Source organism: Burkholderia sp. Tr-20355 (genome assembly GCF_017104685.1).
GTDB lineage: Bacteria > Pseudomonadota > Gammaproteobacteria > Burkholderiales > Burkholderiaceae > Burkholderia > Burkholderia seminalis.
This window is the reverse complement of record NZ_JAAGPK010000033.1, coordinates 1-11,994: the sequence shown is the minus strand read 5'-3', so window position 1 is coordinate 11,994 and position 11,994 is coordinate 1. Positions and strand designations below refer to the sequence as shown.

Genomic DNA, 11,994 nt, shown 5'->3' with positions numbered 1-11,994 from the left:
TGCGAGCACTCTCACCCGGTTCCCAATGGTGCTGCAACAGGTACCGGGGTTGTATCCAGGCGCAAAAGAGAGAAAAAGCATACTGGTCACCTTGGACCGGCTACTTCGCGCGAAGGACCAGATTGGCTTTACGCTAATAGACGAGACGGGCATCGCCCGCCTCTCCAAAGCCTTTGCAGGAGCGGATGACGAAGATGACGTGGAGCAAACCGCTTACATCCCTCCACGCATCTGGACGTACCAGGTTTTGCGACTGAGAGAGTGCCTCGACGAATTCCTCACTCACAGGCAGCAAGTCGAAAACTGCTTCAACTTCTGCGTCGACGCATATGCCCATAACTTCGGCTCGCTCGAGGCTGCGCTCGTCACTAAACGACCACTGAGCATCCACCGCCCGTTTACCGCGCAGAGAAAGGGGGCCGGAGCGCGGAACGGCCGACAGTACCATGGTCCCTTCGAGCTTACCGCTCGCAGATTTGGTATCGACGCACTCCTTCACAAGTGGGTCCTTCCCCCGAGGGGAAATATCGACATCAGGTCTTTCAGTGCGTACCTGTCGTTGGTTCAATTGGCAGGATTCTCGTACATCGCGAACTTCACGCTCCAACGGCGAGAAGAGGCTGCTGCATTGAGGGCAGATTGCCTCATGTGGGAGCAGGACGCTGTGCTAGGCCACATCCCCGTCATTTGCGGCGAAACCACCAAGACCGACCCGGACAGTGACGCTCGGTGGCCAACGAGCCCCAGTGTCGAAGTGGGTGTCGACGCCATGACTGTGGTGATGAAATTGCGTATGCAGTGCGCGGCTGTCAATCCAGAGGTTAACTGCAGCGACGACGACAAAGCTAACCCGCACTTGTTCCACACGGCGTTCGAACCGTGGGCATGCGGTCCGGGCGGATGGCGACCTTACTCGACACGCCCAAAGGTGCCCAGCTTCCTATCGTTGATGCAAAGGTACCCGCGCCTTTTTGAACCCGAGCAGCTCAAGATTACCGAGGACGACCTGGTCGTTGCTCGCATGTTCACCCCGAACCTGGACAAAGGCGGGAAATTCGAGGTTGGCGAAATTTGGCCGTTGGCCTATCACCAGCTCCGCCGCACCGGCGCAATTCACATGTTCGCGAGTGGACTTTTGAGCGACAGTTCAATCCAGGTCATCATGAAGCACCTTACGCTGCTACAGACCCGATACTACGGCCAGAACTACAGCCGGGTTCGCTTCAACAAGGACTTCGAGGAGCAGACCGTGGCAGCCCGATACGAGGTTGTGGCCAGGCAAATTGAAGCCCTCGTGGAGGGCCGCTACGTTTCCCCGCTGGGCGAGCAGCGCAAGCAGGAGATTGTTGTCAACCTAATTGGCACAAAGGACTTCAATGCGCTCGTCAAAGCTGGCTGCACAGGCGAGGTTTCGTTTCGGGAAACCCGACTTGGAGGCTGCACGAAGCGGGGCCACTGCGACTATGGCGGCATCGAGTCGGCTGCGCGGTGTGCGGGCGGTGACGGCGATAAGCCTTGCCGCGACGCGATATACGACAGGACAAAACAGGCGTCCGTCGAGCGGCAGCTTAAAAGCGTCGAGCGACGATTTGACGACGCTCAGCCAGGAAGCCCCCGCCAGCGGGCCCTACAAGCCGAAGCGCACGGCCTAAGGAACTACCTCGATGTCATCCGCAAGTGAAACGGCAGAACAACGATTCCGCTCAGCCTTCGAGCGCTTGAAAGCCGACGAGCCTCAGTTGCTGCCGCGTGGCACTCCTGTAAGCCAGAACAACGTCGCCAAGGAGGCTGGTACCGACCCCACCGCCCTTAAGAAGGTGCGTTACCCGGCGCTGATTCGTGAGATACAGGCATGGGTAGAAATCAATGGTCAAGAGAAGGCGGTGCAGCGGGAACGCCAAGACCGACGGAGGCGCGCCAGGGACGACTTAGCGGCAAAGGTCAGGAAGCTTGAGGACCAGCGCGACCACGCACAGGCACAGCTCCTTAATGCAGAGCGCATGGTGCTCGAACTTCTCCAGGAAAAGGCTTGCTTGCAGGGCCGGCTCGATGATTTACTTCCCCCTCCAACGCCGTTACGGAAGTAACTTTCGGCTATGGACATCCGAATCCTAAAACGAGTCCGGATGCACGAGAAGGCATGGACATTCAAACGACAATGCATTTTTTAAATAGAACAATCACTTACGACGTTGTCCATAGTCCCTGTATTCCGGGGTGCTTTTTCAACGTCTGAGCGTTGCATCGACCGATGCCGTGTGAATCGCGCGGCATCGCGCAACACGTGCCCGGCACGAAAAACGAATGGCCCGACGGCAAGCGCCGTCGGGCCATTTTCATTGCGGGACGTTCCGCCAGCCAGCGGCGAACGCCGTGCGTCCGCCGCCGCTTCGTCATGACATCAGGTCGCCGACACCCGCCGCCCCGCGCTCGCCTGCGCATCGCGCCCACGCTTGTTCAGCCACGACGCCAGCAGCACGATCAACGCCAGCACGGCCGTCGCCCCCACTTCCATCCGATGCTCCTCGCTGACGAACATCACGGTCAGCGTGCCACAGATGAACAGGATCACCGCCCACGTGAGCCACGGGAACAGCCACATGCGCAGCGTCAGGTCGGCGCCGGTCGATTCGAGCGTCTTGCGCATCCGCAGTTGCGAGATCGCGATCACCAGATACACGAGCAGCGCGATCGCGCCCGACGTCGCGAGCAGGAAGCCGAACACCTGCTCCGGCATCAGGTAGTTCGCGATCACGGTCACGAAGCCGAATGCGGTCGACGCGAGCACGGCCGCGCGCGGCGTGCCGGTCGAATCGGTGCGATGCAGGAACGCCGGCGCGTCCTTGCGCTTCGACAGCGAGAACAGCATCCGCGACGCGGTGTACAGCGCCGAATTCAGGCAACTGGCGACCGACACGAGCACGATCACGTCGATGATCGCTTTCGCGTTCGGGACGCCGATCAATTCCATCGCGCGCTGATACGAGCCGTGCTTCGGCAGCAGCGGGTCGTTCCACGGCACGATGGCCGCGACGATCAGGATCGAGCCGAGATAGAACAGCGTGATGCGCCAGATGACCGAGTTGGTCGCGCGCACGATCTGGCGTTGCGGGTTGTCCGATTCGGCGGCCGCGATCGTCACGATCTCGGTGCCGAGGAACGAGAACATCGTCGTCAGCATCGCCGCCAGCACCGCGCCGGCACCGTTCGGCATGAAGCCGCGATGCGCGAACAGGTTCGACACGCCCGATACGGCGGGCGCCGGGATGATTCCGACGATCGCCGCGCCGCCGATGCACAGGAACACGACGATCGCGACGACCTTGATCAGCGCGAACCAGAATTCGAATTCGCCGTAGTTCTTGACGGAGAAGAGGTTGGTGAGGGTAAGCAGCAGCGTGATGCCGAGCGCGAAGATCCACGTCGCGACGCCCGGGAACCATGCATTGAGGATGGTCGCGGCGGCCGTCGCCTCGATCGGGATCACGAGCACCCAGAACCACCAGTACAGCCAGCCGATCGTGAAGCCGGCCCAATGGCCGATCGCGCGATCGGCATAGGTCGAGAACGACCCGCTGTCCGGATGCGCGACGGCCATTTCGCCGAGCATGCGCATCACCAGCACGACCAGCACGCCCGCGATCGCATACGCGAGGATCGATGCCGGACCGGCTTCCGCGATCGCGTGGCCGGAGCCGACGAACAAGCCCGCGCCGATGACGCCGGCAATCGACATCATCGTCACGTGACGCTGCTTCAGGCCCGTGCCGAGGCCCGTGTTGCTTCCACTCATCTGTCTCTCTCCAAAAAACGGTTCCGGTATGACCGGGTGTCGCGTGAAGGCGGCGCGGGGCGTTGTCGTTCTTGATTCCGGCTGCGGCCGTGCGTGCGTCGTACGCGGGCGTGAGGCCAGGTGGGGCCGTTCGGGTCGGTGCGCCCACGCAGTCTGCGAAGCTGCGGGTGCGATGCGGCGTGCAAGACGCCGGCGCATCGCGTGCGCCCTTTCCATCGGCTGTCGTCAGCCGCCTTCGAAGCGAAGGAGTGTAAGCATCAAACGGTTCGTCACTAAGAACCAATTGAAGAATTTCGATGGAACCACTCGTTGCATCGATGCGAACCGATGCAACGCTTGATCCGGCGTGGTGCCGGATTCCGCGCCGTCAGTGCGCCGCTTCGTCCCGCCACCTGGCCGGGACGATCGCGTGCCATTCGCGCAGAAGCAGGTTTTTCACGGCGTCGGGGTGCGCGACCGACAGGCGGACCAGCACGATCGGCCAGCCGGCATAGTGATCGGTCACGTAATACACGTCGGGTTCCGATTCGATCAGCCAGGCGCGCTCGTCGGGGCCGACACCCTTCACGACAAGCGTGTCGCCGTCCTCGCGCAGCCGCGCGAGCATCCTGCCCTTCACCTTGAGTGCGGGCGTGCCGTACGACGTGCCCTCCTCGACACCGCGCCACGCGAGCGCGATCTGCCGGACGTCGTCGAATGTCACGATGCCTCCCTGACCGTTGGCCGATGGTTGCCGGTCCGGCCACGCTACCGGAAATCGCGCGGCGCGCCCAGCCGGATGCGCCTATCCGCCGGTTGCGCGCGCGGCCGCCGGCGCCCGTCCGGTCGTCGCGACGATCGCGAACGCGATCGCATTCGCGGCGGCGCTCGCGAGGATCGGCACGAGATAGCCGCCGCCCGCGTCGAAGATGAAGCCGGCGGCGGCCGGGCCGATCAGCGTGCCGAACGCGACGCTCGTGTACAGGATGCCGATGATCGCGCTCACGTTGCGCCCGCCGAAATAGTCCATCACGACCGCCGGCAGCACGGCGACCCAGCCGCCATAAAACACGCCGAACACGAGCGCGAACGCGGCGAGCGTCGCGACGGTGCCTGCCCCCGCCCATGCGACGAGCGCCACGGCCATGCCGGCGAACATCGCCAGCAGCGATGCGCGGCGGCCGAAGCGGTCGGCCAGGCCGCCGAGGAAGAAGCGCCCGGCCGTGCTGCCGACGCCGATCGCCCCGAGCAGCAGCACGGCCGTGGGCGGCGCGACGCCGTGATCGAGCGCGTACGGCACGAGGTGAACGAACGGGACGAACACGCCGAACGAGCACACGAGGCATGCCGCGTAGAGGCTCGCGAACGGCCGCGACGTGACGGCTTCGCGCACGGTCGCCTCGGCCTGCACCTTCACACGGGCCGAGGCGGCACCGGCATGCCGGCCGTCATCGTCGGCCGCATCGCCATCGGGCAGCAGTCCGCGCCCGCGCGGATCGTTCTCGATCAGCAGCGACATGCCTGCGCCCAGCACGACCGCGATCACGGCGAGCGTGAAATACGCGCCGCGCCAGCCGGCATGCGCGATCAGCGCGGACGCGAGCGGCGGCATCACGAGCGTGCCGACGCCGATCCCCGCGACCGCGAGCCCCGACGCGAAGCCGCGCCGGCGCACGAACCAGCGCTGCACGGCACCGACGGCCGGCACGTACGCGCAGCCGACGCCGAGTCCGACCCCGAGCCCGTACGCGACATAGACCTGCAGCAGCGTGTGCGCCGCGCCGGCCGCCGCGAGCCCCGCGCCGGTCAGCAACATCCCGGCGACGGCGAGCCGCCGCGAGCCGAAGCGATCGGCCAGCGGCCCGCTGACGATGCCGAAACCGAAATACAGGAAGCCGGCGAGCGAGAACACGAGCGAAATCTGCCCGCGCGACGCGGCGAAATCCCGCTGCAGCGACTCGACGAACGCGCTGAACGTATACGCGCTGCCGAACCCGACCAACGTGACGGCGAACGCGGCCGCGACCACGTACCAGCCGTAGAAGAGGCGCGATGCGCCCGGGCGGTTCATGACGATGCTCCTCTCAGGTTCCACCGGCCGCCGGGCAGCGCCCGGATTGCCTCATGGATATAGATGAACTATGTTGATCGCATCCGCTACCGAAACGCGGCCACGCAACGTGTGATCCGATACATCAACGGTACTCGCGCATACACGCGGCCTCAAACGATATTTCGTCGGCCTTTCGCTTTAGAAAAACTGAATGAATCGTTCCCGTCTGCCGCCACTCAACGCCCTGCGCGCCTTCGAAGCTGCCGCCCGCCACCTGTCGGTGAAGTCGGCCGCCGAAGAGCTGTCGGTCACGCCCGGCGCGGTGAGCCAGATGATCCGCACGCTCGAGGCGCATCTCGGCGTGCAGCTGTTCGAGCGCGTGAACCGCGGCATCCTGCTGACGGCCGCCGGCCGCGACTACCTGCCGCCCGTGCGCAACGCGTTCCGGCAGATCGCCGACGCGTCGCAGCGCGTGTCGGGCGCCGCCGACAGCGGCGTGCTGACGGTGAGCGTCACGCCGTTCTTCGCGTCCGCGTGGCTCGTCCCGCGCCTCGCGCAGTTCCGGCACGCGTGCCCGGACGTCGACCTGCAGGTCGTCACGAGCCACGCGCTCGCGGATTTCTCGCGCGACGGCGTCGATGTCGCGATCCGTCACGGCCTCGGGCGCTACATCGGGCTGTGCAGCGAGCGCCTGCTGACGGTGGAGATCGTCGCGCTCGCGTCGCCCGAACTCGTCGCGCGGCTCGGCAGGCCGGCGACGCCGGCCGACCTCGTCGGCTGGCCGCACCTGCACGACGCCGAGCGCAAGGGCTGGCACATCTGGTTCGGCGCGCAGCGGATCGACGATTTCGGGCCGCCGCGCGGCCCCGCGTTCGACGACTCGGGCCTGCTGCTGCAGGCGATCGTCGCCGGCCAGGGCGCCGGGCTGCTGCCGGCCGCGATGGTGCGCGGAGAGCTGGCGAGCGGGCGACTCGTGCAGCTTGCCGAGGTCGCCTGGCTCGACGATTTCGCGTACTACCTCGTCTATCCCCCGCATCACGCCGAGCGGCCGAAGGTCGCCGCGTTCCGCCGCTGGATTCTCGAGGCCGCGCAGGCGGACGGCGCGGCGTCGATGTCCGGCGCGGCGTAGCGTCGCGCCGCCGCGCGGCGCCGGCACCGGTCGGGCGCCGATCCGTTAACATGCGGCGCGGGCGATCCGCCCGACATCGATAACAACAAACCGACCGGGAGAGACCATGCCTGCCCTGTTCCGCCGCGCGACACGCATCGCGGCACTGTCCGCCGTCTTCCTTGTCACCTGCGCCGCGTTGCCCCACCCCGCACACGCGTACCGCGCATCGCCCGGCTACGGCAACGAAGCCGATCTCGACCGTCACGACACGTATCGCAACCGCGACGGCGAGACCGTGCACGCGCCCGCGCATTCGAAATCGGGCCGCGTGCCGGACGGGGCGAGCGCGCGCTGCCGCGACGGCACGTACAGCTTCAGCCGCCATCGACGCGGCACGTGCTCGGGGCACGGCGGCGTCGCCGCGTGGCTGTAACGCGACGCATCCGGACGGCTGCGCGGCGCCAGCGGCAGCCGGCGGCGAAGTACAATACGCGTTCGCGCCGCCGACACGCGGCGCCGCCGCCGCGCCCCGCGCGGCACGCTCCGTACCGAATCACCCGACGCCGCCACGCCCGCACGCTGCGCGGCCGTCTCAACCACTTCTGACTTTCACACCGAAATGGCCCAATACGTTTTCACGATGAACCGGGTCGGCAAGATCGTGCCGCCCAAGCGCCAGATCCTGAAGGACATCTCGCTGTCGTTCTTTCCCGGCGCGAAGATCGGCGTGCTCGGCCTGAACGGCTCGGGCAAGTCGACGCTGATCCGCATCATGGCGGGCGTCGACAAGGACATCGAGGGCGAAGCCACGCCGATGCCGAACCTGAACATCGGCTACCTGCCGCAGGAACCGCAGCTCGATCCGACGAAGACCGTGCGCGAAGCCGTCGAGGAAGGCCTCGGCGACCTGTTCCAGGCCAACAAGAAGCTGGAAGAAATCTACGCGGCCTACGCGGAACCGGACGCCGATTTCGACGCACTCGCGGCCGAGCAGGCGAAGTACGAGGCGATCCTCGCGTCGAGCGACGGCGGCAGCCCCGAGCAGCAGCTCGAAGTGGCGGCCGACGCGTTGCGCCTGCCGCCCTGGGACGCGAAGATCGAGCATCTGTCGGGCGGTGAAAAGCGCCGCGTCGCGCTGTGCAAGCTGCTGCTCGAAAAACCGGACATGCTGCTGCTCGACGAACCGACCAACCACCTCGACGCCGAATCGGTCGACTGGCTCGAGCAGTTCCTGGTGCGCTTCCCCGGCACGGTCGTCGCCGTGACGCACGATCGCTACTTCCTCGACAACGCAGCCGAGTGGATTCTCGAACTCGACCGCGGCCACGGCATTCCGTGGAAGGGCAACTACAGCAGCTGGCTCGACCAGAAGGAAGAGCGCCTGAAGCAGGAAGAAGCATCGGAATCGGCACGCCAGAAGGCGATCAAGAAGGAACTGGAATGGGTGCGCCAGAACCCGAAGGGCCGTCAGGCGAAGTCGAAGGCGCGTATCGCGCGCTTCGAGGAACTGAGCAGCCAGGAATACCAGAAGCGCAACGAAACGCAGGAAATCTTCATTCCGGCCGGCGAACGCCTCGGCAATGAAGTGATCGAGTTCAAGAACGTCAGCAAGTCGTTCGGCGACCGCCTGCTGATCGACAACCTGAGCTTCAAGATTCCGGCCGGCGCGATCGTCGGCATCATCGGCCCGAACGGCGCCGGCAAGTCGACGCTGTTCAAGATGCTCACGGGCAAGGAACAGCCGGATTCGGGTGAAGTCGTGATGGGCCCGACGGTGAAGCTCGCGTACGTCGACCAGAGCCGCGACGCGCTCGACGGCTCGAAGACGGTGTTCGAGGAAATCTCGGGCGGCGCCGACGTGCTGACGGTCGGCAAGTACGAAACGCCGTCGCGGGCGTACATCGGCCGCTTCAACTTCAAGGGCGGCGACCAGCAGAAGATCGTCGGCAACCTGTCCGGCGGTGAACGCGGCCGTCTGCACCTCGCGAAGACGCTGATCTCGGGCGGCAACGTGCTGCTGCTCGACGAACCGTCGAACGACCTCGACGTCGAAACGCTGCGCGCGCTGGAAGACGCGCTGCTCGAATTCGCGGGCTCGGTGATGGTGATCTCGCACGATCGCTGGTTCCTCGACCGGATCGCGACGCACATCCTCGCGTTCGAAGGCGATTCGCAGGTCACGTTCTTCGACGGCAACTACCAGGAGTACGAAGCCGACAAGCGTGCGCGCCTCGGCGAGGAAGCCGCGAAGCCGAAGCGTCTGCGCTACAAGCCGATCAGCCGCTGACCGGCACGCCGGCCTGGGCATCCGGCACCGCGGCAACGCGGGGCCGAATGCCCGAGGCGGCCGCCTCCGGATCGGCAGAACGAAAAAGCGGGCCCGTGGCCCGCTTTTTTTATCGCCGCGCGGTCGCCCGCTGTCGCTTACGCGAGCGCGCCCAGTTCGCGCAACCGTGCCTCGGTCGCCGCCGCGCTCGTGTGATGAATGCCGTGCCAGCCGAGCGCCGTCGCGGCCTGCGCATTCTTCGCGTTGTCGTCGATGAACACGAGCTCGTGCGGCGCGATACCCGGCAGGTGCGGCACGATCCGCGCATGCATCTCGCGATAGATCGCCGGATCGGGTTTCACGAGCTTCACGCGGCCCGACACGACGATGTCCCTGAATCGCCGCAGCACCGGGAAGTTGTCCCACGCGTACGGAAACGTCTGCGCGGACCAGTTCGTCAGGCCGAACAGCGGCATCCCCTGCGCGTCCAGCCGGTCGACGAGCGCGGCGCCCTCTTCCAGCACGCCGCGGATCATCTCGTGCCAGCGCGCATAGAACGCGCGGATCAGCGCCTCGTGCTCCGGAAACTTCGCGACGAGCTCGGCCGTGCCTTCCTCGATCGTCTGCCCGCCGTCCTGGCGGATCACCCAGTCCATCGCGCACACGTGCGTGAGAAACCAGCGACGCTCGGTTTCGTCTGGAATCAGCTCACGGTAAAGGTACTCGGGGCTCCAGTCGATCAGCACGCCGCCGAAATCGAACACCACGGCCTTGATCGTCATGCAAACTCCGCAGCAAGGACTTCCGCGAGCGGACGCGGCGTCACCGCGTTGCCCGACAGCGAGTTGTTGTTCCAGATGAAGTGGTGGTGCGCGACGATCTGCGCGGCCGACAGGTGCGCACGCTCGTTCGTCGTGTGCAGGTCGGACACGACGGTCGTCCGGTAGCCGAGCAGCGCGGCGCGGCGCGCGGCCGAATCGACGCAGAACTCCGTCGCATAACCGCAGATCAGCACCGAACGGATGCCGTGCCGATCGAGCTGCGCCGCGAGCGGCGTGTCGTGGAACGAATCGCTCACCTGCTTGCGCACGCGCCAGTCGTCGCCGCCGACGACCAGCCCCGCATGCAGCTCCCAGCCCGGCGTGCCGGGCACGATGTCGTCGTCCGCATCGCCGTCGTGCTGCACGAAACAGACGGGCGCGTTGGCCGCGCGCGCGGCCGCCGTCAACCGGTTGATGCCCGACACGACCTCGTCGAGCCGGTAGGCAGGCCGCGCCCGCTCCACCAGCCCGCGCTGCATGTCGATCACGATCACTGCGGTGTCCGTCATGGCTTGCCCTCGGTTCTGTCGTTCGGCTTATGTCGGCTGATGGTCCGGCCGTTGCCGCCGGCGGCGTCAGATCGGCTGCGTGCGCGCGTCGAGCCACGCTTTCGCATCGCCGCTCACGTGCCTGCCGACGCGCTCGCGCACCGTCGCGTGATACGTGTTCAGCCATGCGCGTTCCTCGTCGTGCAGCATCTCGATCAGCACGCAGCGCGTGTCGATCGGGCACAGCGTCAGCGTCTCGAACGCGAGAAAATCGCCGAACTCCGTCTTTCCGGCCGCGCGGTTCACGACCAGGTTCTCGATCCGGATGCCCCACTGGCCCGGACGGTATACGCCAGGCTCGATCGACGTGATCATGCCTTCTTCCATCGCCGTGTACGGCTCGGCCGGCGCGTAGTGCGAGATGACCTGCGGGCCTTCGTGCACGTTCAGGAAATAGCCGACGCCATGCCCGGTGCCGTGGCCGTAATCGAGCCCGGCCGCCCACATCGGCGCGCGCGCGATCGCGTCGAGCATCGGCGAGCGGATGCCGCGCGGGAAGCGTGCGCGCGACAGCGCCATCATCGATTTCAGCACGATCGTGAAATCGCGCCGCTGCAGGTCGCTGACGGTGCCGACCGGCACGACGCGCGTGATGTCGGTCGTGCCCGTCATGTACTGGCCGCCCGAATCGATCAGCAGCAGGCCGTCGCCGGCGATCGTCGCGTGCGACTCGCGGGTCGCGTGGTAGTGCGGCATCGCGCCGTTCGCGTTGAAGCCCGCGATCGTCGCGAAGCTCGCCGACACGTAGCCGGGGCGCCGTGCGCGTGCGGCCGTGAGCTTCTCCTCGATCGTCAGCTCGGTAATCGTCTCGCGGTTCACGGCCTGCTCGAACCATGCGAAGAATTCCGCGAGCGCGGCGCCGTCGTGTTCCATCGTCACGCGCACGTGTTCGATCTCGGCGGACGTCTTGCGCGACTTCGCGAACGTCGACGGATTCACCGCCTCGACGAGCTTCACGCCGGCCGGCACGGCCTCGAGCGTGCCGAACGTCACGCGGCGCGGGTCGATCAGCAGCGTCGCGCCGGCGGGCAACGCCGCGAGCGACGCGCGCGCGTCGCCGTACGCACGGACGTCGACGCCGTCCCGCGCGAGCGACTCGGCCAGCGCCGGCGACACCTTGCCGTCGGCGATGAACAGCGTCGCGCGATCGGCGCCGATCATTGCGTGCGCAACGAACACGGGATTGAAGTTGACGTCGGCGCCGCGCAGGTTGAACAGCCAGGCGAGATCGTCGAGCGTCGACACGAAATGCCACTGCGCGCCCTGCGCGTGCATCGCGCGACGCACCTCGGCCAGCTTGCTCGCGCGCGTCGTGTCGGCCTGCGGCGCCGTATGCTCGAACACAGCGTCGCCGGGCAACCCCGGCCGCTCCGGCCAGATCGCGTCGAGCAGGTCGAGATCGGTGCGCAGCGCGATGCCGCGA

At 66.2% G+C, this 11,994-nt stretch carries 11 protein-coding genes; 5 read left to right on the top strand and 6 right to left on the bottom strand.

What is annotated here, in order from left to right; all coding sequences use genetic code 11:
• Positions 1–25: 25 nt before the first annotated feature.
• Both G3N62_RS11445 and G3N62_RS11440 read left to right on the top strand, forming a co-directional pair.
• Complete coding sequence (locus G3N62_RS11445; RefSeq protein WP_080498871.1) at positions 26–1,681, top strand: hypothetical protein; 1,656 nt, start codon at positions 26–28, stop codon at positions 1,679–1,681.
• A complete protein-coding gene (locus tag G3N62_RS11440; RefSeq protein ID WP_076892507.1) occupies positions 1,665–2,087 on the top strand; it encodes a hypothetical protein in 423 nt (140 codons plus the stop codon). Before G3N62_RS11445 ends, G3N62_RS11440 begins: the two co-directional genes overlap by 17 nt.
• Before the next feature lie 314 nt (positions 2,088–2,401).
• Here G3N62_RS11440 and gabP read toward each other — a convergent pair whose 3' ends face one another.
• The 3 genes from gabP to G3N62_RS11425 all read right to left on the bottom strand — a co-directional run bounded on the left by gabP (position 2,402) and on the right by G3N62_RS11425 (position 5,843).
• Positions 2,402–3,793: a GABA permease gene (gene gabP / locus G3N62_RS11435; RefSeq protein WP_034187489.1), complete on the bottom strand. Its 1,392-nt coding sequence runs from the start codon at positions 3,791–3,793 to the stop codon at positions 2,402–2,404.
• 367 nt (positions 3,794–4,160) lie between these two features.
• Positions 4,161–4,496 (bottom strand): MmcQ/YjbR family DNA-binding protein, encoded by a 336-nt coding sequence (locus G3N62_RS11430; protein WP_034187490.1) that lies wholly within the window; start codon positions 4,494–4,496, stop codon positions 4,161–4,163.
• An 81-nt stretch (positions 4,497–4,577) separates the two neighbouring features.
• Positions 4,578–5,843: an MFS transporter gene (locus G3N62_RS11425; RefSeq protein WP_124670897.1), complete on the bottom strand. Its 1,266-nt coding sequence runs from the start codon at positions 5,841–5,843 to the stop codon at positions 4,578–4,580.
• 193 nt (positions 5,844–6,036) lie between these two features.
• On the opposite strand from G3N62_RS11425, the gene gcvA reads away from it, so the two are divergent.
• The 3 genes from gcvA to ettA all read left to right on the top strand — a co-directional run bounded on the left by gcvA (position 6,037) and on the right by ettA (position 9,223).
• Positions 6,037–6,954, top strand: a complete 918-nt coding sequence (gene gcvA, locus G3N62_RS11420) for a transcriptional regulator GcvA (RefSeq protein ID WP_124670898.1) — start codon at positions 6,037–6,039, stop codon at positions 6,952–6,954.
• A 106-nt stretch (positions 6,955–7,060) separates the two neighbouring features.
• Positions 7,061–7,369, top strand: coding sequence for a DUF3761 domain-containing protein (locus G3N62_RS11415; protein WP_069705994.1), 309 nt, complete (start codon positions 7,061–7,063; stop codon positions 7,367–7,369).
• 186 nt (positions 7,370–7,555) lie between these two features.
• On the top strand, positions 7,556–9,223 hold the full coding sequence (gene ettA / locus G3N62_RS11410; protein ID WP_006494122.1) for an energy-dependent translational throttle protein EttA: 1,668 nt from the start codon (positions 7,556–7,558) through the stop codon (positions 9,221–9,223).
• Positions 9,224–9,360: 137 nt separating this feature from the next.
• Here ettA and G3N62_RS11405 read toward each other — a convergent pair whose 3' ends face one another.
• The 3 genes from G3N62_RS11405 to G3N62_RS11395 form a co-directional block, all read right to left on the bottom strand.
• On the bottom strand, positions 9,361–9,984 hold the full coding sequence (locus tag G3N62_RS11405; protein WP_049028997.1) for an HAD family phosphatase: 624 nt from the start codon (positions 9,982–9,984) through the stop codon (positions 9,361–9,363).
• Positions 9,981–10,532, bottom strand: coding sequence for a cysteine hydrolase family protein (locus G3N62_RS11400; RefSeq protein ID WP_034187495.1), 552 nt, complete (start codon positions 10,530–10,532; stop codon positions 9,981–9,983). The genes G3N62_RS11405 and G3N62_RS11400 overlap by 4 nt, the downstream gene beginning before the upstream one ends.
• Before the next feature lie 66 nt (positions 10,533–10,598).
• A partial coding sequence (locus G3N62_RS11395; RefSeq protein ID WP_206141237.1) for an aminopeptidase family protein P occupies positions 10,599–11,994 on the bottom strand: 1,396 nt, incomplete at its 5' end.

Bases quoted from the DNA above. Each gene is read 5' to 3' on its own strand.
- gabP (WP_034187489.1), bottom strand. From the start codon at position 3,793: ATGAGTGGAAGCAACACGGGCCTCGGCACGGGCCTGAAGCAGCGTCAC.
- ettA (WP_006494122.1), top strand. From the start codon at position 7,556: ATGGCCCAATACGTTTTCACGATGAACCGGGTCGGCAAGATCGTGCCG.
- G3N62_RS11425 (WP_124670897.1), bottom strand. From the start codon at position 5,843: ATGAACCGCCCGGGCGCATCGCGCCTCTTCTACGGCTGGTACGTGGTC.
- G3N62_RS11440 (WP_076892507.1), top strand. From the start codon at position 1,665: ATGTCATCCGCAAGTGAAACGGCAGAACAACGATTCCGCTCAGCCTTC.
- G3N62_RS11415 (WP_069705994.1), top strand. From the start codon at position 7,061: ATGCCTGCCCTGTTCCGCCGCGCGACACGCATCGCGGCACTGTCCGCC.
- gcvA (WP_124670898.1), top strand. From the start codon at position 6,037: ATGAATCGTTCCCGTCTGCCGCCACTCAACGCCCTGCGCGCCTTCGAA.
- G3N62_RS11405 (WP_049028997.1), bottom strand. From the start codon at position 9,984: ATGACGATCAAGGCCGTGGTGTTCGATTTCGGCGGCGTGCTGATCGAC.
- G3N62_RS11400 (WP_034187495.1), bottom strand. From the start codon at position 10,532: ATGACGGACACCGCAGTGATCGTGATCGACATGCAGCGCGGGCTGGTG.
- G3N62_RS11445 (WP_080498871.1), top strand. From the start codon at position 26: ATGGTGCTGCAACAGGTACCGGGGTTGTATCCAGGCGCAAAAGAGAGA.